The sequence below is a fragment of the Thioclava sp. GXIMD4215 genome (assembly GCF_045291555.1).
GTDB classification, from domain to species: Bacteria; Pseudomonadota; Alphaproteobacteria; order Rhodobacterales; family Rhodobacteraceae; genus Thioclava; species Thioclava litoralis.
Genome location: NZ_CP149515.1, coordinates 921,604 through 945,148 on the forward strand (window position 1 = coordinate 921,604; position 23,545 = coordinate 945,148).

The window sequence follows — 23,545 nt, forward strand, 5'->3', positions numbered from 1 at the left end:
ATGCGGCTTCTCAGATCAAACAAGGAATACGCGACACTGAGTCGATTTTAGACGGCGACGCGGCGCTCCATCTCGCCCGGATCGGGATCGCGCAACACATAGCCACGGCCCCAGACGGTCTCGATGTAATTCTCCCCGCCAGTTGCATCCGCCAACTTCTTACGAAGCTTACAGATGAAAACGTCGATAATCTTCAATTCGGGCTCGTCCATGCCACCGTAGAGATGGTTCAGAAACATCTCTTTGGTCAGCGTCGTCCCCTTACGAAGGCTCAGAAGTTCGAGCATCTGATACTCTTTGCCAGTCAGATGGACCGGCTTATTCTCGACCTCCACGGTTTTGGCGTCGAGATTGACAGAGACCTTACCCGTGCGGATCACCGATTGCGAATGCCCTTTCGAGCGACGGATGATCGCATGGATGCGGGCGACCAACTCTTCGCGATGGAAGGGTTTGGTCATGTAGTCATCCGCACCGAACCCGAACCCCTTGATCTTGTTCTCGGTATCATCAGCACCGGTCAGGATCAGGATCGGGGTATCGACCTTCGACATGCGCAACTGCCGCAGAACCTCATGCCCGTTCATATCGGGCAGATTCAGGTCAAGCAGGATCAGGTCGTAGTCATACAGCTTGGCGAGATCGATCCCTTCTTCACCAAGATCAGTGCAATAGACGTTGAGATTGGCATGAGTCAGCATCAACTCAATGCTTCGCGACGTCGTGGGATCGTCCTCCACCAACAAAATCCGCATATTCGGTTCTCCGCATTAATTCCTTAGTTATTGGAACCCTCGCACCAAATGGTTAACACACTATTACCCTAGAACGTTAATTTATTCAATTCCTCCTAGGGTTGTCTGAATTTCTGGATAGCAGTCACCTTCAACCCCGCCAGACCGTGTTTTTGCACGGCATGGGTCCAGATATCGAGTTCCTCATCGGACAGATCATAGCGCTCCAACACTTCACTGCGCGTGATCAGACCATGAGAGACCGCATTAACAATAATAGCCTTACGCGACGCCACCCAACGGCGCGTTTCGGCAGGTGGCAGGTCCGCACGGGTCAAAATCGTACCATCAGGCAGTGTGATAGACCGCGGACCATCGACTTTTTTCAGATACATGGGCACACCCCTTCACTTCGATGCTCTAGAATGTGACGGATGGGTCTTAACGACGGGTGAAACTAACCCTTGAGAATAGGTAGGATTTTCCTATATTTCTGCGGACCTGGTTAAGGGACGTTTTCCATGAGCAAGGATATGCCACTCAATTCGCTTGGTTTTGCCAAGCGCCCCGAAGACACGCGAGTCGTTGTCGCCATGTCTGGCGGCGTCGATAGCTCTGTCGTGGCCGCGGAATTGGCACAACAGGGCTATGATGTCGTGGGGGTGACGTTGCAGCTATACGATCACGGGGCCGCGCTTGCCAAAAAGGGCGCCTGCTGTGCCGGACGTGATATCCATGACGCGCGGCGCGTGGCGGAAACGATGGGGTTCCCGCATTATGTGCTTGATTATGAAAACATCTTCCAAGAAGCGGTGATCGACGAATTTGCCGATGCCTATCTTGGCGGAGCAACCCCTGTCCCCTGTATCCGTTGTAACGAACGCGTCAAATTCAAGGATCTTCTGGAAACCGCGAAGGATCTGGATGCCGATTGTATGGCGACGGGGCATTATATCCAGCGCAAAGTGGGGCCGAATGGTCCCGAGCTGCATTCGGCAGCCGATTCGAATCGTGACCAGAGTTACTTCCTGTTCTCGACCACACCCGAACAGCTTTCTTTCCTGCGATTCCCGCTTGGACATTTGCATTCCAAGGCCGAAACCCGTGCTTTGGCTGCAAAACACGGCCTGCCGGTTGCCGACAAGCCCGACAGTCAGGACATTTGCTTCGTTCCGAACGGCAATTATGCAAGTGTAATCGAAAAACTGCGTCCGGGTGCCGCCGATCCGGGCGAGATTGTCGATATGGACGGCAATATTCTGGGCGAACATCGCGGCGTGATCCATTACACGATCGGCCAGCGACGCGGTCTTGGAATTGGTGGCATGGCCGACCCGCTCTACGTGGTCAAACTCGACCCCGATCATCGCCGTGTGATCGTGGGACCGAAAGAGGCCTTGGCCACCCGCACGATTCCGGTGCGCGAGATCAACTGGCTCGGCGACGAGCCCTTCACGTCGCGCAAGGAATGGCATGTTTCGGTCAAGGTCCGTTCGACCCGTCCACCGCGTGCTGCCATCATTCGCCCGATTTCAGCGACCGAAGCGGAGGTCGAGCTGATCGTACCGGAAGAAGGCGTCTCGCCCGGTCAGGCCTGCGTCTTCTACTCCAATGATGACAGCCGGATCTTCGGCGGCGGTTGGATCTGGAAGGGCCGGTAACGGGGCCCGAAATCGTCAAAGCACACCCTCCTGTGCGGCCCTGTCATGGACAGGAGGGGTTCGGGCGCTAGGATCGCGATGTTGACGAAAGCCCGATCATGCAAAAACTCCGCGAAAACATTCTCCCCCTGACCATCGCCTTCGCTCTTCTAATGGAGCTGATCGACGCGACAGTGCTCTCGACCGCCCTTCCGGTGATGGCGCGGGACCTCGATGTTGCGGTGCTATCGCTGAAAATGGCGATGACCACCTATCTCATTGCCTTTGCAGCATTGGTGCCGATTTCGGGCTGGATCGCCGATAAGTTCGGAGCGCGCCGCACCTTCATCCTTGCCATGCTTCTGTTTATCGGCGCCTCCGCACTCTGCGCAGATCAATCCACCTTACTTGGCCTGGTTCTGGCGCGCGCCTTGCAGGGCGCAGGGGCCGCGATGATGACCCCTGTCGGTCGCCTGATCGTACTGCGCAATACCGACAGGCAGGAACTGGTCAAAGCGATGGTCTATCTGACCGTCCCCGCGCTGATCGGTCCAGCCCTCGGACCGCTGGTTGGCGCGGTAGTAACCCAAACACTTGGCTGGCGCTGGATTTTCCTGATCAACATCCCGCTCGGGTCTTTCGCGCTGGCTCTGGCATTCCGCCACCTGCCGCATGACACCCCCGCCCCCCCGAAGCGGTTCGACATACTGGGTTTTTTCATCTCGGCCATCGGCTTGGGCTCCCTTATGGCAGGGCTAAGCGCCTTGGGCGAGCATATCATGCCCATGCCCGTCGCCCTTGGGCTGAGCCTGACCGGTTTGGGTTTAATGATGGCCTATGCCCTGCGCGCCCGTCACCGCAACGACGCTCTTCTCGACCCGAACCTCTTCCGGCACCGGACGTTCAGCATTGGCATCTGGGGCGGCACGGCCTTCCGCCTGAGCAACGGCGCCATTGCGCTTTTGCTGCCTCTGCTATTCCAGCTTGGCCTAGGAATGTCCATTCTCGCCTCGGGGGCGCTTGCCGGTTTGACCGCCGTCGGCGCACTCTCCATCAGGGGATTTTCCGGCAAGGTTGTCGACCGGTTCGGATTTCGCAGTATGCTGATCCTTGGCACCTGCGTCCGTGCCGCGAGCCTGTTGGGGTTTGGAACCGTCACCAGCCCCTATGACTGGTATCTTGTGCCATTGCTTTTAATCGGAGGCGTCGCGCAAGCACTGACCTTCACCGCGATCAATGCCATTACTTTTGCCGATCTGGATCCGCAAGAAATGAGCCGCGGCTCCTCGCTTGCAGCGGTCGCCCAACAGGTCTCGCTGACTTTGGGAATCGCGCTGGCCGGTGGTGCTTTGGAACTTTCTGCCTTCGCAACCGGTGCCGAAATTAGCAATAGTGCCATACCATTGCACGCCTTTACTCTAGGCTTCGCGATTGTGGCCACCACCGGGCCTTTGGCCATCCTGATTTTCAGCCGATTGAAAACAACCGACGGAGCATCTTTACGTCACCTCAAACGCACTGCATGACCATACGGGCGTCGCGCCTATGCGGCCCGATTGGCAACCAGATTAAGCGGCGCTTCCACTTCTTTCAGATAGACCGAGACATGGGTCCCGGCGGCAGAGCTGCGCAAACTCAACCCCCCGCCAGATTGACGCGCGAATCCCAACACCATCGGCAAGCCAAGCCCCGAACCTTTGCCCACGGGCTTTGTCGTGAAAAACGGCTCCAGCACATGATCCAGCACGGTTTCAGGAATGCCGGTCCCGGTGTCGGCAACGGTTAGCTCCACATAATTTCCCGCAGGCAGAACATAACCGTCTGCCATCAATTCGGGGCTCTCGAAACATCTATGATCGGCAGAAATCCGGATCCGACCACCTTTCGGCATAGCATCGCGGGCATTCACGATCAGGTTGATCAACGCCGTCATCAATAGGGTCTCATCGACCTTTACCCAGTTACGCCGAGGAGAATTGATCACCTCCAACGAGATGGACGCCGGTATAAGCCGCGCGCCCAGAACCCGCACACGCTCCAGCATGACTTCGATATCTCGCGGCTCCGATTGCAGGTTGGACTTGCGCGAATAAGCCAGCAGTTGCTGCACCAAGGTTGCAGCGCGTTGTGCCGCTTCTCGCGCATTGTGCACCATATCATCCCGCTCGGGGCGATCTTCGGTCAGCTCGTACAGATCGAGGTTCCCGATGATCGCAGTGAGGATATTGTTAAAATCATGTGCGACCCCCCCAGCCAACTGGCCGACAGCTTCCATCTTCTGAGCCTGTAAAGTCCGCTCGGATGCTCGCTCTGCGTCAAGGCGCATTTTCCGGCCTTCCAACAAAGCATTCGCAAAATAGACAATCAACGCAGCACAACAGACCAGCATGGCTGATTTGGCACTCAGCGACGGAACCTGCGGCAACACCAGAAACGCAACAGCCCCAAGAATCAGGGTGATCATAACGATTTCGCCATAGATCATCAGTTTCAGACGGTCGCTCCGCCGGATAAGAAACACCATCAGGCATCCCAGCCCTGCCGCCGCACTGATCCGCAAGGCCGTATCCTGCTCAAGCAGCATCAGCGCAGGAAGCCAGCTGAACCAGCCGAGCAAGACCAGAAACAAGATAGAAGCAATCGTTGTGTCTCTGGCCGTGCATACCGGCGCACGACTACGTAAGAAAACGTAATAAAGCGCCTGCAATGCGAAATAGACCGGCATCCATAGTAGGGCAGAGGTCCACTGCAAATAGAAGTGCAGTGTCAAACCACCATTAAACACAGCAAGATATCGCAAAACGAGTTCACTACGCGAGCCGAACTCCAAACGCATCAGACGATCAATTTCACGCCTGTAATCTATGGAATGTCCGGCTTCACGTGAACTCATAATGGGGCCATTTCGCTCAAAACAGTTCAACATCATTGCTCGGCGGCGGCGGCGGCGGCGTTTCGATCACCTGCGCCTCGCCCAGAAGGCGCTGGCGCGCGCGCCCACCATTCGGCCAGAATTCGACCCGGCGAGCCTGCGTGCCACCAAGACTTTGCCCAAGGCATTGAATCCCTTCCCGCCGCAGGAAGTCCAAAACGAAGCTACCATTTTTCGCGCCAACATCAGAAAGCCCCGCGATCATCCGCGCACCGCCAAAAACCTTCGCTTTCAAGGTGGTCCGTTGTCCGCCGTTCTTGATGATCTCGTTGATCAGCAATTCCATCGCATTCACGCCGAAACTGGCGGTAGAGCCAGTCCCTTCCGGCAAAAGAAAATGGTTCATGCCTCCAACACCGCTATGTTCATCATAGAGGCAGGTCGCAACGCAGGAGCCGAGAATTGTCGTGATAGACATGCCCTCGACCCGCCCAACAGCGAACTCGCCCTGAGAGATGTGCTTCGGGCGACCGATCCCCATCATCGTCATGCGAAACGCCCCCCTCTTTCGACGGCGGCCGTTTGTCGCCCGCATTGTGCTAGAACTGTCGACGCAATCCGCCCCAAGGGAACAGCCTTTTCTGCCGCACCATTTTCAACCGCAGCGCGCGGCATGCCATAGACCACGCTTGTTGCGGAATCCTGCGCAAAGCACCGTGCACCAGCCTGCCGCAGGCGCAGCATCGCGTCCGCACCATCGCGCCCCATGCCGGTCAGCATGACAGAAACGACCTTTGAGGCCATAGGCACAGCTGAATCGAACAGAACCTCGACCGAAGGACGATGACCATTCCGTTTCTCGCTTGCCTCAAGCCGGCAACGGGCCGGTTCACCGGGTTTTACCGCAAGATGATACTCCCCTCCTGGCGCAAGATAGACATTGCCCTGTGTCAAAGGCAGGCCATCTCGGGCCAAGCCCATATTCGGCGCGATACATCCCTGCAGACGACGGGCAAAACTTGCCAGAAAACTTTCCGGCATATGCTGCGTAATCAGGGTCGGTGGACAATTCGCAGGGAAACCCGACAGAACCGTTTCCAAAGCATCGACGCCGCCCGTCGACGAACCGATCAAGATGACCTTACCGTTCCAAGTAAATCCACTTGCAGGTTCGACTTTTTTGCGCGGGCCAGAACGCAGGCGCGCGTCTGCGGCCGCGACCAGCAGGTCCGGCAGGATGCCGAAAGCCTCGATAGGGTTGCCGTATTTCGGCTTGCCGATGCAATCGACAGCGCCCAAAGACAGAGCCTCCATCGCCTTTGTCGATCCACGTTGCGTCAGCGTTGATACCATAATGACAGGCATCGGACGCAGACGCATGATCTTCTCAAGAAACTCCAAACCGTTCATACGGGGCATTTCGACATCCAGTGTCAGCACGTCAGGCGCTAGAGCTTTGATCTTTTCTCTAGCATCATAGGGATCAGAGGCCTCACCCACCACCACCAGACGTGAATCTCCCTGCAGCTGAGCTCGAATCAGCTGTCGAATTGTGGGAGAATCATCGACAATCAAAACACGTTTGGCACTCATTTCTTGCCTTTCTTGCCGTCAAAAAGTGACGTTCTAAGTCTTTTTGAATAGGGTTTGGGCGATCCCCAAACCTGTTTTAAAAGTCTTCCCAATCATCGCTGCTCGGTGCCGGCGGCACCTGACGGGCGAGATTTCCTTCAACCACTGGCACCGAAGCTTTAGGCATAGCGGGTTTAGACGCAGGCTTAGCAGCCGTCCCAGGCGCTCCTGTCGCTTTGGACGCGACAGCCTTGGGTGCAGGCTTGGCTGAAGCCGCCGCCGGTTTTGCGTGATTGTCGATGGAGAAGCGTCGCGTTGTCTCGTTGAGAGCATTCGCACTTTGACTCAGGGATTGGCTTGCCGCCGTCGTTTCCTCAAACATTGCTGCGTTATGTTGAGTCACCTGATCGAGCTGGTTGACCGAAGTATTGATCTCGGACAAGCCGGAGGCCTGCTCTTTTGCCGATGTCGCGATACGTCCCACCCGCTCGGCGATATCCGTTACGGAATGAAGGATTGTCTCCAAAGCATTTCCGGCCTGCCCGACCAGCCCGACGCCGCGGCTGACCTGATCGGAAGATGCCGTGATCAGACCGTCGATCTCGCGCGCCGCTTCCGAAGATCGTTGCGCAAGCGCCCGCACTTCCGATGCCACCACAGCAAAACCGCGCCCCGCTTCTCCTGCCCGTGCCGCTTCGACACCCGCATTCAAGGCAAGGAGGTTGGTCTGGAAGGCGATATCGTCGATCACACTGATAATCTTGGAAATCTTTTGCGAGCTTTCCGAGATTTCACCCATTGCTTCAACAGCTTGCTGCACAACTTGGCCGGAGCTTTCCGCATCTTTGCGAGCCTGCATAACGATGCGATCGGCTTCATTGATCCCGTCGGACGCGCTGGCCACAGAAGAAGTCAACTCATCAAGCGCTGCTGCGGTCTCTTCAAGCGTAGCCGCCTGCTGCTCGGTGCGACGGCTCAGATCTTCTGCCGCATTCGAGATTTCGCGCGCTTCGTTATCAATGGCAACCGCATTGTCGATCACGACCCGCATTGCCTCTGCCAGACGGTCGACAGCCGTGTTGAAATCCGCCCGAAGCTCCTCGTATTCATCGCCCAGATGCTCGGCAATCTTGGCCGTGAGATTACCATCGGAGAGCGCACTTAGCCCCACGCGCAAGGTCTCGACAACCTTGGCCTGCCGGCGGGATGTCTCTTGCGTTTGTTCTGCTGCACGCGCGATTTCCTTACGGGACGTCGTTACGTCGCTGCCGATAAAGACAACCTTGACCACATCCCCCATCTCGTCGTGAACCGGTGCGATAATCCCCTCCGAGATCGCTTCGCGCCCGTCGCCCGCAGAAATTTTCCACGTACCGGTCACGGATACACCTTCGCTCATCACCCGTTGCGCAACATCCTCAATCGTGAATTCGCTGTCCACGGTGCTGGTGACATCCACAACGGGACGACCGATAAACTCTTCGGCGGAGATGCCGACAGCCTTACAATAATTCTCGTTCACGCTGCTGATACGACCGTTCAGATCGGCCTCGCCCAGCATCTGTGCGGAATCAAGCGCTTTCAGCATGGCACGCGACATACCGATTTCCGTAATATCGCGCCATTCCACCACATAACCGATGCGCCCCTCGCCCGGCATGACAACCTCGGAGATGCCAAGCGCAAACTGGGCCTGACCGATTTTGAGATTGGCCGAGTAAGGCAGGTTGGCGCTATCGGCAAGGAAATCACGGATACGCTGCGGATTTTTGTGGAACGTATCGATCGAGCGGCCAACCATGGTATCTGCTTCGATGGTCTGATCGAGCACCTGGAAATCTTCCAGACGATTTTCGATCAGATGCGTCATCGCGGGATTGACATAGCTGATATTGAAATTCGTATCGGCCATCATCATCGAGGACGATCCGGCATTGAAGGCCGCCCCTTTCAGCGCCACATCCTTCGACGCCGCCTCTGCCGTCGCCAGCGCAATCTGGAAGTCTTCGAGTGCCACAGCCATCCGCCCGACCTCGTCCTTGCGGCGGGTAAAGGGCACGACAAGATCGTAATCCTTAGCCGCCAGCCGATCCATCGTGTCTTTCAGCCGTACCAGCGGCTTAGAAATACTGCGCGCCATAAGGGTGGCCAGCAGGACCAAAGCGACCAGAACGATTGCTCCATGCAGGCTCATCGATTTCGCCAGCGCAATAATCGGCGAGAACAGTTCCTTGTCGGATTGTTCGACGATCAGCGCCGCCGGATGGTTCATGAAACTGATCGGCAGGAACGCAGCAGTCGCATCACTGCCATCCAGTACACCAGCGGCATCCACCGTGCCACTTTCTCCCGCCAGAGCACGCGTGATCGCCGGATTTTCGGGCGCAGCCTGCATGACCGTCGGCACTTGCGACAGGCGCAGATTATTCTGATATTTCATATTCTGGTCAACAAGATAGCTTTGACCGGTCTCCTGCAATCCGCGCCCGTCTGCCAGAATGGCATTCAACCCCGAAAGCGGAATTTCAAATGCAAGCGCACCTTTTGGGTTGCCGGCATGATCAAGGATCGGAGCGGCCATAAAATAGGACAGAACACCCGCATGATCCGTTTCATGGATCGTCGCTTCGGAGATCTGCGGATTTTCGGTGCTGGCCTTCAGCGCCTTTTGCACCAGTTGACCGAGTTTGCTATCGGCAAAGGGGCCCGTCACGAAATTCGTGCCGAAGTCATCCGCTTTCTCGATCGAATACAGGACATCCCCCTCCGCACTAATCAGATAGATGTCGGAAAAGCCCGCACGCTTCGCCTGCTGCAAAATCATCGGATGGTATTTTTCATGGCGCTTCGAATACAAGGACCCGTCCGCCGCCGCAGTCAGCTTCCAGCGATCCTCCGCCCGATAGGCATTGCCCTCGACATAGGCGCTCCGCACCTGATCTGCGGCGCCCTCCCCAAGACGCGTCCACGAATTCTGGAAATCCCGCAGCGTATCGCGCATGAAATCGGATGCGATGCTGTCTTTTACCTCGGTCCGGAAATCGGCTTCCCATTCATTCACACGGTCAGCCTGCACCTGTGCAACATGCATAAGACGTTCCGTCGCGGCCTGTTCCAGCAAATGCCGGGAATCCCGATAGGCGGTCAGGGCCATGACGGAAAGTGCAACCAAAGCAATCGTAAAAAGAATCAGGGGCAACTTCACCCCGATCTTCACATTATCCAGAACTCTCATACAGCAGCCTCCACTCGGACACGACGCGGTGTCCCAACCCAAAGCGGGATTCTGCCCCCGCGTTAGGTCATAAACATGCTGTGAAGTGCTGAAGATTCATTTAAGCCAAAAGCAGCTTACGCCGCGAGCGCATGCCTCAGAAAAGAAAATTGGCGTTTGAGGCCGTTTTTCCTAGGAATATCTTGGCTAACACAGGCAGGATTGCGCGATATTTCTGTCAAAATCGCACGACTTTCCCATCCCGGAAGTAACGCCCGCCGCGCCTGCCGCGACAGATTTCCATGCGCAAGCCGCGCCAGACCGGCCTGCGCCAGACCGGCGATAGCGGCGCTGCGGCCATCTGGCAAAGGGTGACGTCCGCGCCGCTCGATCTCGGGAACCGCACAAAGATAGGCCGCCAGACCGACCCCTTGTGCCTGCCCACGCAGCACGGACCATTCGCGCGCATCAACCCCCAGAAGCTGCGCCGCCGCCAGATAGAGCGCCCCGGCGGTGCCATCCAGATACCGCCAGAGCGCCTCGTGATCCTCGAAGCCATCGGGCCAGCAATCCTGTCGCCGTGTTTCGGCCAGTTCCAGCAAAAGCCCCGCCACAGGCCGCAGCCCCGCCAATGCCGGACCGATCTCGGATGGTGGCGCCGTGCCCTCTGCCCGCAAGGCCTCCAGCGCATCGACCCACCATTGCACGCGCATCTCGGCGATCATCGGCTCTTTCGAGGCCCAAGGCGCCCGCGCCAGTTCGAGGTTCACCGCATAAAGCGGCCAGAGTTTGCGGCGATCCGCCTCGGATGTCGCCATCAAGGCACGGAACCGCTCGGGATCGCTCTGCTCGACCATCTGCGCACAATGGGCCTCGGCCTCGGTCAGGGCACTCATAGCGGGCGCACCCCGTCACGCAGGAACTTCCACTGGATCGCCTCAAGCAGCGCCTCGAAGGAGGCATCGACAAGGTTGGCATTCACCCCGACCGTCGACCAGCGGTTGCCATTGCCATCCTCGGAATCAATGACAACCCGCGTCACCGCCGCCGTGCCGCCGCCGGTAATCCGCACGCGGAAATCGACCAGCTTCATATCCTCGATATGGCATTGATACGGCCCCAGATCCTTCGCCAGAGCCTGCCACAAAGCGTTCACCGGCCCCTGATCATAACCTTCGCTATCCCAGCTTTCCGACACCGACAGCATCCGCTCGCCGCCCACATCCAGAACCACGACCGCCTCGGAGGAATTGGCCATCTCGCGCCCGTTATGGCGACGCTCGATCACCACGCGATAGCGTTCTACCTTGAAATAACGCGGCAACTCGCCCAGCACCCGCCGCGCGACCAGCTCGAAACTCGCCTGCGCCCCGTCATAGGCATAGCCGTGATCCTCGCGGCGCTTGATCTCGTCAAGGATCCCGGACAGCCGCTCGTCGCCCTTGGCGATCTCGAGCCCCATATCCGCCAGACGCGCACGCAGGTTCGACTGCCCCGCCTGATTGGACATCGGGATCTGGCGCGTATTGCCCACCGTCTCGGGCGGGATATGCTCATAGGTCGCAGGGTCCTTCAGGATCGCGCTGGCATGCAGCCCCGCCTTATGGGTAAAGGCCGAGGCGCCCACGTAGGGCGCGCTGCGCAAGGGCACGCGGTTCAGAATATCGTCCAGCTTGCGCGATAGCCGCGTGATGCCTGCAAGCGCGCTCTCCGGCACGCCAGTGTCATAGTGGCTGCGATAGGGCTCTTTCAGCAAAAGCGTCGGGATCAGAGCCGTCAGATTGGCATTGCCACAGCGCTCGCCCAGCCCGTTCAGAGTGCCCTGAATCTGGCGCACCCCCGCATCCACCGCCGCCAGCGAACAGGCCACAGCCATGCCGGTATCATCATGGCAATGGATGCCCAGATGATCCCCCGGAATGCCCGCCGCAATCACATCGGCCACAATGGCGGAAATCTCGGCAGGCAGGGTGCCGCCATTGGTGTCACATAGCACCACCCAACGCGCCCCCGCCTCATAGGCCGCCCGCACACAAGACAGCGCATAATCGGGATTGGCCTTATAGCCGTCAAAGAAATGCTCGGCGTCAAACAAAGCCTCGCGCCCCTCGGAGACCATATGCGCGACACTCGCCCCGATATTCTCGAGGTTCTCCTCAAGCGAGATCCCCAGCGCCGCCGTCACATGGTAATCATGCGTCTTGCCCACCAGACAAACGGCAGGCGTTGCGGCATTCATCACCCCCGCCAGAACCTCGTCATTGGCCGCCGACCGCCCTGCCCGCTTGGTCATGCCAAAGGCGGTGAATGTCGCGCGCGTCTGGGGCCGCGCCTCAAAGAAATCGCTATCGGTCGGATTGGCGCCGGGCCAACCGCCCTCAATGTAATCCACCCCGATCCGGTCCAAAGCCTGCGCAATCTGCACCTTCTCGGAGACAGAAAACTGCACACCCTGCGTCTGCTGGCCATCCCGCAACGTCGTGTCGTATAGATAAAGACGTTCTTTCATCGCTTGCTCTCCCTCCTGCGCTGCGCCTTACAGCGCAGGCAGCTTCTCCGGTGCGAAACCCGCCGCAGGCAATAGCTCCACCCCCGCCTTCGACATCCGCACCTCAACACCCGCCGCCACCAGCGCCTGCTTCATCGCATCCACTGGGGCGAAATCCTTGGTCTCCATCGCCGTAGCACGCAAACCGGCAAGATGCTCTGCATAGGCCGAAAGATCCGCCGCAGGCGCCTCGGCCCACTCCCCCATATCCTCCAGCAACAGCCCCAGCATCTGCGCCGAAGCCTTCAACTCCGCCGGATCGCCCAACGCATGCAATGCCGCAATAGCGCCCGCCGTGTTCAAGTCATCCGCCAGCGCAGCGATTACCGAGGGCGCTGCGGCCGGCGCGGGTTCGATGCCCGCGACGGCCGCCCGCCACTTGCGCAACGTGGCCTCCGCCTGGCGCGCCTTCTCGGCAGTCCAATCCATCGGCTTCGAATAATGCGTCTGCAAAAACACAAAGCGGATCACCTCGCCCGGAATGCCCTCATCAAGCAAATCCCGAACGGTGAAGAAATTACCCAAGGATTTGGACATCTTCTTGCCCTCGACCTGCAGCATCTCGTTATGCAGCCAGAAGCGGGCAAACTCGCCATGCGGATGGGCGCAGCAGCTTTGCGCGACCTCATTCTCATGATGCGGGAATTGCAGATCGATACCGCCGCCATGGATATCGAAACTCTCGCCGAAAAGCTCGTAGCTCATGGCCGAGCATTCGATATGCCAGCCCGGACGCCCGCGGCCCCAAGGGCTATCCCAGCCGGGCAAACCGTCATCCGAGGGCTTCCACAGCACGAAATCCATCGGGTCTTCCTTATAGGGCGCCACCTCGACCCGCGCCCCCGCGATCATATCATCAACCGAGCGCCCAGAAAGGCGGCCATAGTCCTTATACGACCGCACCCGAAACAGCGCGTGCCCTTCGGCGGCATAGGCATGCCCGCCCTCGATCAGCCGCTCGATCATCGCGATCATCGCATTGATGTAATCGGTCGCGCGCGGCTCGTGGTCGGGGCGCGCCGCTCCCAGAGCATCCATATCCGCATGATACCACGCGATGGTTTCCTCGGTACGGGCGCGGATCAGATCCTCAAGCGTCCCTTCCGCTCCCTCTTCACGGCGCTTCACGGCGGTGGCGTTGATCTTATCATCCACATCCGTGAAGTTGCGCACATAGGTCACATGGCTCTCGCCATAGACATGGCGCAGCAGCCGTTGCAGCACATCAAACACCACCACAGGGCGGGCATTGCCCAGATGCGCACGGTCATAAACCGTCGGCCCACAGAGATAGATCCGCACATTCTTCGGATCAATCGGCGCGAAATCCTGCACCTGACGGGACATCGTGTTGCGCAAGCGAATCTGGGTCATCTGAAGTCTCTCCCCCACGGCATGGAACGGCCACCGCTCGGGCGGGTTCGGGATTTCAGCTTTGGGAAAGCAAGACCGGACCGCCCGACGAATGTCAGCCGATAATGCAGCAGATCGTGATGGTTGCGGTCTGGGTCATGGAGGTTCTCATATCCTGTCCGACAGAGCTTGTGAAGCACAAACTGCCCGCCGCACGAGACCGCCCGCCCCCATATCGCAGGGCGAAAAAACATGCCTTACCTTCCCGCCGTCTTGCGTTATCCTGAGGCCAACAGACAGGACCTGCCTATGAACGACGTCACGCCCATCCATCGCTCTTTCACCGATATCACCGCCGAAGCGGAACAGCAGGGCGGGTTCTGCCATGAGCTGGCCCATCACGCGCTGGCCTATCTGCCGCAATCAGGCGTCGAAGGTCAGCATCTGGTGGTCAGTTTTGGTAATCTCTCGACCAACCGAATTGAAGGCGAACAGCACCCCTGGGGCCATCACCTGCTGCGCAAACAGGGATGGTCGATCCTTGGCCTGATCAACAAACGCAACGACTGGTATCGCGATCCCGACCTGATCGCCGCGCTGGAAACGCTGCGCGCCGAGGGGCTTTTCCGCCGCTTCGAGCGCGTCACATTCTACGGGGCGTCGATGGGGGGCTTCGGGGCGTTTACCTTTTCGCGGCTCTCGCCCGGCGCGCATGTGGTGGCCTTTGCGCCGCAATCGACATTGGACACAAGCATTGCCCCTTTCGAGACCCGCTACCGTTACGCGCGCAAGATCACCGACTGGACCCTGCCCTATGGCGATGCGGCAGAAGCGGTCGGAGACCTGGCCTCCGCGCATCTTTTCTTCGATCCGTTCGAGCCGCAGGACAAAGCCCATGCCGCGCGCCTGTCCGGCCCCACTGTCCAGCTGCACCGCCTGCGCCATTTCGGCCATAAGGTGCCGCCGGTCCTGCTGAAATTGCGGCTTTTGACCGAGGTCTCCCTGCGCGCGCTGCGTGGCGATATCAGCGACCAATGGCTGGCACAGGCGCTACGGGTACGCCATAAATCCGTACTTTATAACGAGTTGATGCTGAAAAATGCGAAAGAGCGCGGACACTACCAGATGGGGTTATGGGCCGCCGATCTGGCCTTGCAGCACGAACAGCATTGGAAGCTGAAGCAGATGCGCAAAGCCCTGCGCATCGGGCGGCGTGACGCAAGACAGGCCACGCTTCCATAAAAAGCGCCCCTTAAAGGGGGGCACTTCGCGATGCAAGAGCGGGGTCTTACTCCATCGCCTCGACGACCAGCAACTCGCGCTCTGCAGCCCCTTTGGCATGCGCAAGCGCCGCCTGATAGGCAGGCCCGTTATAGCACGCGACGGCGGCCTCCAGACTCGGGAACCACGCCAGAACATTGCGCGGGCGTTCCCTGCCCTCAAGCTGCACGAACCGCGCCCCACGGGCCAGAAACTTGCCGCCCGCTGCGGCGATGGCAGGGCCTGCCAACTCGGCATATTTGCCATAGGCCTCGGCATCCGTCACCGTCACATGGGCAATCCAATACGCACCCGGCATCCGCTCTCTCCTGTTGAAAGGGGCCGCATTTTGACTGCGGCCCCGTTTTGCTTATTTGCTTTCGATCAATGCCTTGACGGCGGCAATCGCCTCATCCGATTTCGACGGATCGGCCCCACCGGCCTGCGCCATATCCGGACGGCCACCGCCGCCCTTGCCACCAAGAGCGCCAGCAGCCGCGCGGACCATATCCACCGCCGACAGACGCGCGGTCAGGTCTTCGGTGACGCCAGCGGCCACAGCGGCCTTACCACCGGCATCGGCCACCAGAAGCACGGCCCCCGAGCCAAGCTTGGCCTTATACTCATCGACGAGCGGCGGCAGATCCTTGCCGGTGACGCCGGTCAGGAACTGGGCCACAACCTTGATCCCGTTGATCTCTTCGGCTTCATTGCCGCCGGTCGCGCCGCCCGACATCGCCAATTCGCGGCGCAGCTGCGCCACCTCATTGGCCAGTGCCTTACGCTCGTCCGACAACGCCTTCACGCGATCTGCCAGATCGGCAGGTGCTGCCTTGAGAACATGGGCGGCCTCGACCAGATGCGCTTCCTGCGCCTTGAGGTAATCGATCGCGGCCTGACCGGTCAGCGCCTCGAAACGGCGCACACCTGCCGAGGACGCGCTATCACCCAAAGCCACAAAAGCGCCGATATCGCCGGTGCGGGTCACATGGGTGCCGCCGCAAAGTTCCAGCGAATAGACATCGCCCGCCGTGCCCTTGCCCGAGCCCGCCAGCTTGCCCATCGACACAACGCGCACCTCATCGCCGTATTTCTCGCCAAACAGCGCCTGAGCGCCAAGCGCGCGGGCATCATCGGGGGTCATGATACGGGTATCAACGGCGGCGTTCTGACGGATGAACTCATTCACCTCGGCCTCTACTTGGCGCATTTCCTCAGGCGAAAGCGCCTTGGCATGGCTGAAGTCAAACCGCAGACGGTCCTCAGCATTCAGCGAGCCCTTCTGCGCCACGTGATCGCCAAGCGCACGGCGCAGCGCCTCATGCAGCAGGTGCGTGGCCGAGTGGTTCGCACGGATCGCCGAACGACGGGCATGATCCACCACCAGACGCGCGCCCTGCCCACGGGCAATCTTGCCCTCGGTCACCTCAGCCATATGGATGAAGACGCCCGCCACCTTTTTGGTGTCGGTGATGCGCGCTTTGCCCGTTTCGGTCTCGATCACGCCGGTATCGCCGACCTGACCACCGGATTCACCGTAGAACGGCGTCTGGTTGACCACGATCATGCAGGTCGCATCGCTTTCGGCCACTTCCGCACCATCAGACACCAGCGCGGTGATCTGGCCTTCCGCCACTTCGGAGTCGTAGCCAAGGAATTCGGTCACGCCCAGCTTGTCGGCCAGTTCGAACCAGATCTTGCCATCGGCGGCCTCGCCCGAGCCTGCCCAAGCCGCACGCGCCTTGGCCTTCTGCTCGGCCATCGCGGCGTCAAAGCCGTCCACATCCACGGTCAGGTTCTTCTCGCGCAGCGCATCCTGCGTCAGATCCAGCGGGAAGCCATAGGTATCGTAAAGCTTGAAGGCCGCCTCGCCCGGAAGGGCCGCCCCCTCGGGCAGGCCCGAAAGCTCGTCATCCAGCAGCTTCAGACCACGGTCCAGCGTGACCTTGAAGCGGGTCTCTTCCAGCTTCAGCGTCTCTTCGATCAGCGCCTGCGCCTGACCAAGCTCGGGGTAAGCCGCGCCCATCTCGCGCACCAGCGCCGGCACCAGCTTGAACATCACCGGATCCTTCGCACCCAGCATATGTGCATGGCGGGCGGCACGGCGCAGGATGCGGCGCAGCACATAGCCGCGACCGTCATTCGAGGGCATCACCCCATCGGCAATCAGGAAGGAGGTCGAGCGCAGGTGGTCGGCAATCACGCGGTGATGCACATTGCCCGCCCCATCGGGGTCGGTCGAGGTGGCATGGGCCGAGGCCTCGATCAGATGGCGCATCAGATCGGTGTCGTAATTGTCATGCTTGCCTTGCAGAAGCGCGCCGATCCGTTCCAGCCCCATGCCGGTGTCGATCGACTGCATGTCGAGTTCGCGCATCGAGCCGTCCTCGAACTGCTCGTTCTGCATGAAGACGTTGTTCCAGATCTCGATGAAACGGTCGCCATCCTCATCAGGGCTGCCCGGAGGGCCACCGGCAATATGCTCGCCATGGTCAAAGAAGATCTCGGTGCAGGGACCACAGGGGCCGGTCGGGCCCATCTGCCAGAAGTTATCCTTCGTGGGGATGCGGATGATGCGGTCATCGGTAAAGCCCGTGACCTTTTTCCAGATATCGGCCGCCTCGTCATCGGTGTGATAGACAGTGACCAAGAGCTTGTCCTTCGGGATATCGAAATCCTTGGTCAGCAGCTCCCATGCGAAATTGATCGCGCCTTCCTTGAAGTAATCGCCGAAGGAGAAATTCCCCATCATTTCAAAGAAAGTATGGTGGCGCGCGGTATAGCCCACATTATCGAGGTCATTATGCTTGCCGCCTGCGCGCACACATTTCTGCGCGGTGGTCGCGCGGGTGTAATCACGCTTCTCGACACCGGTGAAGCAGTTCTTGAACTGCACCATGCCGGAGTTCGTGAACATCAGCGTGGGGTCGTTACGCGGCACCAGCGGCGAGCTGGGCACGATCCGGTGCCCGTTCCGCTCGAAGAAGTTGAGGTAGGTGGACCGGATTTCGTTCAGAGAGACCATATCTTGCGCCCTTCTTGGGGATTTGCTTCCGTTTAGCGCCGTGCGGGCTGGCTGTCCAGCAAAGCACGGGTGTTGTGACCAATCGAGGCTTATAATTCCTTGCCAAAGAAATGATCGGCATAGGGATTGTCGTTATACCGCGCGATTTCGCCCCAGCCCGTCTTGAGGTAAAAAGCCCGCGCCTCCGGCAATCTGGCCGAGGTATCCAGCACCAGCTCGCGGTGCCCCAGATCATAGGCGCGGGTTTCGGCCTCGCGCATCAGACGATGGGCCAGGCGCATGCCGCGCGCCGAAGGATCGACCCAAAGGCGTTTGATTTCAGCACGTTCCCCCATATCTTTCACCGCGACGCAACCCATCGCCACCCCTTCCGACAGCGCCAGAAGGAAGGTGCCGCGCGGCGGACGCATCGCATCGGCCTCGGGCTCCCCCGAGCGCGCGCGGTCGAAATCCTCGCCAAAACGGCGAGAGAGTTCGGCCACATAGGCATTCACGCAGGCAATCGCGCGCGCGTCATCGGGATCAACCTCGACAATCTCGATCCGCTCGCGCCCGATGACAGAGGCCACAAGATCCACGGCTTTGAGAAATTCCTCTTTGTCCTTCACGCGGTTTAACACGGTTTGGGCGGCCTGATCGGACAGCGCCTCATAGGCGTCAAATTCCCGTTCCCCTTTGCGGGTCCGCAGAATGCGCTTACGACGGCCATCCTTCGGATCGGGCGAGAGAACGATGAGTTCTTCGGCCTCAAGCTTGCGCAACAGGCGGCTCATCAGCCCGGAATCGAGGTTCAGCCGCTCACGCAGATCCCCCACATCCGAAACACCGGACCCGACCGCATGCAGCACGCGCGCCTCAAGCAGAGGACGCCCCCGCCCCAGAAAACTCTGATCAAGCGCTCCCAATTCGAGCGTCACAACCCGATTGAACCGCCTCAAACGCTTGACCGCCGGCTCTGCCTCACGTGCCATATACTGACTCCGATCCGATGTTTTCACTGACTTTAGTCAGACAAAAGCTCCAAGACAAGAAAAACCGGGCCACAACGGGCCCGGCCAGATTTCAGTGCATTCTGCACCTTATTGGCGCGTTCTGCGCCGCGCGCTTACTCGTCTTCGGTCAGCGCGTTATCCTCATCGTTCGAATCAAGGTTCAACCCATGACTCGACCGGATCTTCTCTTCGATCGCATTCGCGATATCGGGATGGTCACGCATGAATTGCTTCGCGTTTTCACGCCCTTGGCCAATGCGTTCATCCCCGTAGGAATACCAAGCCCCCGATTTCTCGACGACACCCGCCTTGACACCAAGATCGATCAATTCACCGACCTTCGAGATACCCTCGCCATACATGATGTCAAACTCGACCTGTTTGAAGGGCGGAGCCACCTTGTTTTTGACGACCTTCACACGGGTCGCGTTGCCCACCACCTCATCACGATCCTTGACCGCACCGGTGCGGCGGATATCCAGACGGACAGAGGCGTAGAATTTCAGCGCGTTGCCGCCCGACGTGGTTTCCGGATTGCCGAACATCACGCCGATTTTCATGCGGATCTGGTTAATGAAGATCACCATGCAATTCGACCGCCCGATTGACGCGGTCAGCTTGCGCATCGCCTGAGACATAAGCCGCGCCTGCGCCCCGACCGTCGCATCGCCCATATCGCCTTCGATCTCGGCCTTGGGGGTCAACGCAGCCACGGAGTCGACCACGACAAGGCTAACCGCCCCCGAACGCACCAGCGTATCGACAATCTCCAGAGCCTGCTCACCCGTGTCGGGTTGGGAAATCAGCAGTTCATCAAGATTAACGCCCAGCTTGCGTGCATAGGCCGGATCAAGGGCGTGCTCTGCATCGACAAAGGCACAGACGCCACCTTTTTTCTGCTCTTCAGCAACCGTATGCAGCGTCAGCGTGGTCTTCCCGGAGCTTTCCGGACCATAGATCTCGACAATCCGCCCTTTCGGCAGCCCACCGATACCCAAGGCAATATCAAGCCCCAAGGAACCGGTTGAGGTTGCTTCGATATCAATCTTGGCCCCTTCGCCAAGCTTCATGATCGAGCCTTTGCCAAATTGCCGCTCAATTTGCGAAAGCGCCGATTCCAACGCCTTCTGCTTATCTGCTTTCATCTTGTCCGCCATATCGAAAAGGCCCGCCGTTACCATTAGGATCATCTCCTTATTTCACAGTGCACGCCGGATCACAATTACCCGGACATGGTGAATGTTCTAGTAATGTTCGTTAAGCCGAAATTGAGACCAAAACAAGAACAATTCAACATATCGGCCTAACAAAGCTTGCGCCCGTATAGTTAATCAATAGTTTACAACAAAATCGGGCTCTGCGGCCTGACACCAAAATAATAGAATTCTGGGCGAATTATGCTGATTTTCTGGGATCAAAAACTGGTCTTTCTTGCAACACCGAAGGCGGGTTCGACCGCGATCGAAACGGCCCTCGAACCACTGGCCTCGGTCTCGATGCAACGACCGGATGTGCTCAAGCACATGACTGCAATGGATTTTCAGAAACACCTGAAGCCCTATCTTTGCGCCAATTCATCAAGCCCCTTCACCACGGTCGCTCTTATCCGGCATCCGGTAGAATGGCTGCGCTCGTGGTACCGATTCTTGTTGCGGGACGGGTTTGATCTGCCCGACCATCCGCTCCACAATCGCAGTTTCGAAGAATTTGCTTTGGACTATATGCAGGTGCCTTGTCCCCCGCATGCGAAGTTGCAGAAACAATCGGACTTCCTGACAGATACAGCCGGAAATCTACTGGTGGATCGACTGTACCGTTACGAGGATATCGGAAATTTTCTACAATTTCTGGAAGACCGGTTAAGATTCGAAATCTCTCTACCGCGCATAAATGTTCCCCCAACCGTGGACACAAAATTAAGCGCGCCCGTCGAGGCGCGCTTGGTCGCCTTTATGAAAGACGATTTCCGGCTTTATGATCAGGCTCTCTCTTCTCAGCCCAACTGATTTTGCACCGTAGCGGTCAGTTCGCTTAACGAGAAAGGTTTCGGCAAGAAAGCCGACCCTTTGATCGGCGGCTTGCCGTCAAGGAAGACATCTTCGGCATAGCCCGACATGAAGACCACCGCCGTCCCCGGTCGTTTCTTCAACGCTTCGACAACCCATGTCGGTCCATCCATGCCGGGCATGATCACATCTGTCACGAAAATATCGACAGCAAGCCCTTCATCTTCCAGTATTTCAAGGGCTTCCTCGGCATTCTCCGCCTCGAAAACAGTATAGCCACGCAGTTTCAACGCGCGGGAGGCAAAGGCACGCACCGGTGCCTCATCCTCGACCAGCAACACGGTTGCGGTCCGCTCGCTCTGGGCCAGTTCCTGAGTGACAATGGGCTTGGCCATCTCGTCGTCATCGCCCTGCGCCTTATCATGAGCCGGAAGGTAAATAGTGAAACAGGTGCCCGACCCCAAAACGGAATCACAGAAAATATAGCCGCCCGTCTGCTTGATGATCCCATAGGCCGTCGACAACCCCAGACCGGTGCCTTCCCCAGTGCGTTTGGTGGTGTAGAAAGGCTCGAAAATCTTCGTCAATTTGTCCGGCGCGATCCCTGTCCCCTCGTCAATCACCTTGACCGAGACATAATCGCCCTTCGGAACGGACACCCGATCACGCTTGAAGTCCTCTTTGAGATACAGATTTTCCGTCTCAATCCGGATCTCGCCCCCCTCCGGCATCGCATCGCGGGAATTCACGACCAGATTCATCAAGACCTGTTCAAGCTGGCGTTTGTCAGCACGGATCTGGCGCAGATCAAGCGGATGCTGGAGTGTCAGCAGGACCTTCTCACCGACCAGACGATTGAGCAGATGTGTCAGATCAGACAGCGTATCGCGCAGGTCCAGCACCTGCGGCTTGAGCGTTTGCTTGCGCGAAAAGGCCAGAAGCTGACCCACCAGCGAAGCGGCGCGATTGGCGTTTTGTGAGATCTGGTCAAGATCGGCAAAGTCGGGATCCCCCTTGTCGTGGCGCAGCATCAGCAAATCGCAATGCCCCGAGATCGCCGTCAACAAGTTGTTGAAATCATGCGCAACGCCGCCCGCCAACTGACCGATTGCCTGCATCTTCTGGCTTTGCACGAATTGCGCCTCAAGCGTTTTGAGTTGCGTGGCATCGGACAGCACCGCCACCAGTCCGGGGCGACCCTCCTCGACCACACGGCTCAGCGTGATTTGCAGATAGGTTTCCTTTTCGCCATGCCGTGTACGCAAAACCTCGGGACGATGCTCCGCACGCCCGGCCAATGCATCCACGACCCAGTCATTGACCGGACGTCCCAGACCTTCGAACATATCGACCATAGTGGGATGGGGCGGCAGCATGCCCAGCAAGGCACGGCTGGCGCGGTTGGACGCAATGATGCGCCCATGACCGTCAACCCGCAGCAAAGCCACAGGCAGCGCCTCGAACGAGGCCGGATCATGCTGCAGCGGACGCGTCTCGGCCACCGGCAACAGATAGATCTCCCGGCGACCGGCACGCGCCTCGATTTCGGACACCAGACAGCGGATCGGCCCGTTGGGCGTGCCGATCTCGTGTTCTTCGCCCGAACGCAGCGGCAGGTCATTGAAGATACGATCCAACGTGCGATAGCGCTCGCCGGTCAGGCGGCGCAATGCCTCGTTCATAAACAGGATCGTGCCGTTTTTCGACGCCGTCAGCATGGGCAGGCTGATCGTTTCGGCCCCACGACCGCCAGACGGGCGTTCGGCCATATCTTCGAGACGCCAGAGAAAATCGCCATCCCCGATCTGATGGACCGATAGGCGCACATGCCCGCGCCGCGTCACAAGATCCTCGCGCGCGGCCCCCAGAGCGGTTGCTTTGGCTTGCAGACGGTTCAGGACCGACCCGGGATTGGCAAAAAGCTCCCCGAGGGCGTGGGTCAAGCTTTGCTGGCCCCGCGCCCCGAACCGTTCCAGCGCCGCACGGTTCTGGTAGCCGATCTCACCCTCGGCATCCGTCGTAAAGGAGGGAGACGCATCCTGTGCAACGAAATTGGCAATCTGCAGATGCATCTGGCGCCGCTGGTGACGCGCCCAAAGCTGCGACAGTTTCATCCCTGCGGAGATCGCCACAAATGTCGCCGCCACGGCAAAGAGCACGATCATCATAAGCCGGTCCTGCACCACCAGCCCCGCGACAATCGCGCCAAGAGCCGCAAGCAGCAGATACATCGCGCCAGGGGTCATCACACCAACATTGCGGCCGATGCTGTGCACGGGCTGATCGGGATGGACCACCTTCTGGACCTCATTCTTGTCTTCGTTCTCAG

Annotated in this window: 18 protein-coding genes; 4 read left to right on the plus strand and 14 right to left on the minus strand. The window is 58.7% G+C overall.

Going from position 1 to position 23,545, the window contains the following annotated elements; all coding sequences use genetic code 11:
* Positions 1–47 precede the first annotated feature (47 nt).
* Positions 48–755: a response regulator transcription factor CtrA gene (gene ctrA / locus WDB86_RS04495; RefSeq protein ID WP_339107107.1), complete on the minus strand. Its 708-nt coding sequence runs from the start codon at positions 753–755 to the stop codon at positions 48–50.
* A gap of 95 nt (positions 756–850) precedes the next feature.
* Positions 851–1,129: a DUF1153 domain-containing protein gene (locus WDB86_RS04500; RefSeq protein ID WP_339107106.1), complete on the minus strand. Its 279-nt coding sequence runs from the start codon at positions 1,127–1,129 to the stop codon at positions 851–853.
* 126 nt (positions 1,130–1,255) lie between these two features.
* On the opposite strand from WDB86_RS04500, the gene mnmA reads away from it, so the two are divergent.
* Positions 1,256–2,395, plus strand: a complete 1,140-nt coding sequence (mnmA, locus tag WDB86_RS04505) for a tRNA 2-thiouridine(34) synthase MnmA (protein ID WP_406736733.1) — start codon at positions 1,256–1,258, stop codon at positions 2,393–2,395.
* A gap of 98 nt (positions 2,396–2,493) precedes the next feature.
* On the plus strand, positions 2,494–3,900 hold the full coding sequence (locus WDB86_RS04510; protein ID WP_406736734.1) for an MFS transporter: 1,407 nt from the start codon (positions 2,494–2,496) through the stop codon (positions 3,898–3,900).
* Positions 3,901–3,917: 17 nt separating this feature from the next.
* On the opposite strand, the gene WDB86_RS04515 is transcribed toward WDB86_RS04510, so the two are convergent.
* The 7 genes from WDB86_RS04515 to cysS form a co-directional block, all read right to left on the minus strand.
* Positions 3,918–5,267 carry an ATP-binding protein gene (locus WDB86_RS04515; RefSeq protein WP_339107103.1) on the minus strand — a complete coding sequence of 450 codons (1,350 nt, stop codon included), beginning with the start codon at positions 5,265–5,267 and terminating at the stop codon, positions 3,918–3,920.
* A 16-nt stretch (positions 5,268–5,283) separates the two neighbouring features.
* Positions 5,284–5,796 carry a chemotaxis protein CheD gene (locus tag WDB86_RS04520; RefSeq protein ID WP_339107102.1) on the minus strand — a complete coding sequence of 171 codons (513 nt, stop codon included), beginning with the start codon at positions 5,794–5,796 and terminating at the stop codon, positions 5,284–5,286.
* On the minus strand, positions 5,793–6,839 hold the full coding sequence (locus WDB86_RS04525; RefSeq protein WP_339107101.1) for a chemotaxis response regulator protein-glutamate methylesterase: 1,047 nt from the start codon (positions 6,837–6,839) through the stop codon (positions 5,793–5,795). The genes WDB86_RS04520 and WDB86_RS04525 overlap by 4 nt, the downstream gene beginning before the upstream one ends.
* Positions 6,840–6,915: 76 nt before the next feature.
* Positions 6,916–10,053 carry a methyl-accepting chemotaxis protein gene (locus WDB86_RS04530; protein WP_406720629.1) on the minus strand — a complete coding sequence of 1,046 codons (3,138 nt, stop codon included), beginning with the start codon at positions 10,051–10,053 and terminating at the stop codon, positions 6,916–6,918.
* Between the two features lie 116 nt (positions 10,054–10,169).
* Positions 10,170–10,928: a squalene/phytoene synthase family protein gene (locus WDB86_RS04535; protein ID WP_406736735.1), complete on the minus strand. Its 759-nt coding sequence runs from the start codon at positions 10,926–10,928 to the stop codon at positions 10,170–10,172.
* On the minus strand, positions 10,925–12,541 hold the full coding sequence (gene cimA / locus WDB86_RS04540) for a citramalate synthase (protein WP_406736736.1): 1,617 nt from the start codon (positions 12,539–12,541) through the stop codon (positions 10,925–10,927). Before cimA ends, WDB86_RS04535 begins: the two co-directional genes overlap by 4 nt.
* 27 nt (positions 12,542–12,568) lie before the next feature.
* Entirely contained in the window at positions 12,569–13,954 is a 1,386-nt protein-coding gene (gene cysS / locus WDB86_RS04545) for a cysteine--tRNA ligase (RefSeq protein ID WP_406736737.1), read from the minus strand.
* Between the two features lie 288 nt (positions 13,955–14,242).
* Here cysS and WDB86_RS04550 point away from each other — a divergent pair, with 288 nt between their 5' ends.
* Entirely contained in the window at positions 14,243–15,175 is a 933-nt protein-coding gene (locus WDB86_RS04550; RefSeq protein WP_339107096.1) for a hypothetical protein, read from the plus strand.
* 46 nt (positions 15,176–15,221) lie between these two features.
* On the opposite strand, the gene WDB86_RS04555 is transcribed toward WDB86_RS04550, so the two are convergent.
* From WDB86_RS04555 to recA, 4 genes are all read right to left on the minus strand, one after another.
* Positions 15,222–15,512, minus strand: a complete 291-nt coding sequence (locus tag WDB86_RS04555) for a DUF1330 domain-containing protein (RefSeq protein WP_339107095.1) — start codon at positions 15,510–15,512, stop codon at positions 15,222–15,224.
* A gap of 51 nt (positions 15,513–15,563) precedes the next feature.
* On the minus strand, positions 15,564–18,218 hold the full coding sequence (gene alaS, locus WDB86_RS04560; RefSeq protein ID WP_406736738.1) for an alanine--tRNA ligase: 2,655 nt from the start codon (positions 18,216–18,218) through the stop codon (positions 15,564–15,566).
* An 89-nt stretch (positions 18,219–18,307) separates the two neighbouring features.
* Positions 18,308–19,189 (minus strand): GNAT family N-acetyltransferase, encoded by an 882-nt coding sequence (locus WDB86_RS04565; protein WP_406736739.1) that lies wholly within the window; start codon positions 19,187–19,189, stop codon positions 18,308–18,310.
* A 134-nt stretch (positions 19,190–19,323) separates the two neighbouring features.
* On the minus strand, positions 19,324–20,391 hold the full coding sequence (recA, locus tag WDB86_RS04570) for a recombinase RecA (protein WP_339109499.1): 1,068 nt from the start codon (positions 20,389–20,391) through the stop codon (positions 19,324–19,326).
* A gap of 216 nt (positions 20,392–20,607) precedes the next feature.
* Here recA and WDB86_RS04575 point away from each other — a divergent pair, with 216 nt between their 5' ends.
* Positions 20,608–21,216, plus strand: a complete 609-nt coding sequence (locus WDB86_RS04575; protein WP_406736740.1) for a hypothetical protein — start codon at positions 20,608–20,610, stop codon at positions 21,214–21,216.
* On the opposite strand, the gene WDB86_RS04580 is transcribed toward WDB86_RS04575, so the two are convergent.
* Positions 21,204–23,462 (minus strand): ATP-binding protein, encoded by a 2,259-nt coding sequence (locus tag WDB86_RS04580; RefSeq protein ID WP_406737016.1) that lies wholly within the window; start codon positions 23,460–23,462, stop codon positions 21,204–21,206. The genes WDB86_RS04575 and WDB86_RS04580 overlap by 13 nt on opposite strands.
* Positions 23,463–23,545: the final 83 nt, after the last annotated feature.

Excerpts from the sequence above, each read along its gene's own strand:
- ctrA (WP_339107107.1), bottom strand. The coding sequence starts at position 755 with ATGCGGATTTTGTTGGTGGAGGACGATCCCACGACGTCGCGAAGCATT.
- WDB86_RS04500 (WP_339107106.1), bottom strand. The coding sequence starts at position 1,129 with ATGTATCTGAAAAAAGTCGATGGTCCGCGGTCTATCACACTGCCTGAT.
- mnmA (WP_406736733.1), top strand. The coding sequence starts at position 1,256 with ATGAGCAAGGATATGCCACTCAATTCGCTTGGTTTTGCCAAGCGCCCC.
- WDB86_RS04510 (WP_406736734.1), top strand. The coding sequence starts at position 2,494 with ATGCAAAAACTCCGCGAAAACATTCTCCCCCTGACCATCGCCTTCGCT.
- WDB86_RS04515 (WP_339107103.1), bottom strand. The coding sequence starts at position 5,267 with ATGAGTTCACGTGAAGCCGGACATTCCATAGATTACAGGCGTGAAATT.
- WDB86_RS04520 (WP_339107102.1), bottom strand. The coding sequence starts at position 5,796 with ATGACGATGATGGGGATCGGTCGCCCGAAGCACATCTCTCAGGGCGAG.
- WDB86_RS04525 (WP_339107101.1), bottom strand. The coding sequence starts at position 6,839 with ATGAGTGCCAAACGTGTTTTGATTGTCGATGATTCTCCCACAATTCGA.
- WDB86_RS04530 (WP_406720629.1), bottom strand. The coding sequence starts at position 10,053 with ATGAGAGTTCTGGATAATGTGAAGATCGGGGTGAAGTTGCCCCTGATT.
- WDB86_RS04535 (WP_406736735.1), bottom strand. The coding sequence starts at position 10,928 with ATGAGTGCCCTGACCGAGGCCGAGGCCCATTGTGCGCAGATGGTCGAG.
- cimA (WP_406736736.1), bottom strand. The coding sequence starts at position 12,541 with ATGAAAGAACGTCTTTATCTATACGACACGACGTTGCGGGATGGCCAG.
- cysS (WP_406736737.1), bottom strand. The coding sequence starts at position 13,954 with ATGACCCAGATTCGCTTGCGCAACACGATGTCCCGTCAGGTGCAGGAT.
- WDB86_RS04550 (WP_339107096.1), top strand. The coding sequence starts at position 14,243 with ATGAACGACGTCACGCCCATCCATCGCTCTTTCACCGATATCACCGCC.
- WDB86_RS04555 (WP_339107095.1), bottom strand. The coding sequence starts at position 15,512 with ATGCCGGGTGCGTATTGGATTGCCCATGTGACGGTGACGGATGCCGAG.
- alaS (WP_406736738.1), bottom strand. The coding sequence starts at position 18,218 with ATGGTCTCTCTGAACGAAATCCGGTCCACCTACCTCAACTTCTTCGAG.
- WDB86_RS04565 (WP_406736739.1), bottom strand. The coding sequence starts at position 19,189 with ATGGCACGTGAGGCAGAGCCGGCGGTCAAGCGTTTGAGGCGGTTCAAT.
- recA (WP_339109499.1), bottom strand. The coding sequence starts at position 20,391 with ATGGTAACGGCGGGCCTTTTCGATATGGCGGACAAGATGAAAGCAGAT.
- WDB86_RS04575 (WP_406736740.1), top strand. The coding sequence starts at position 20,608 with ATGCTGATTTTCTGGGATCAAAAACTGGTCTTTCTTGCAACACCGAAG.
- WDB86_RS04580 (WP_406737016.1), bottom strand. The coding sequence starts at position 23,462 with ATGACCCCTGGCGCGATGTATCTGCTGCTTGCGGCTCTTGGCGCGATT.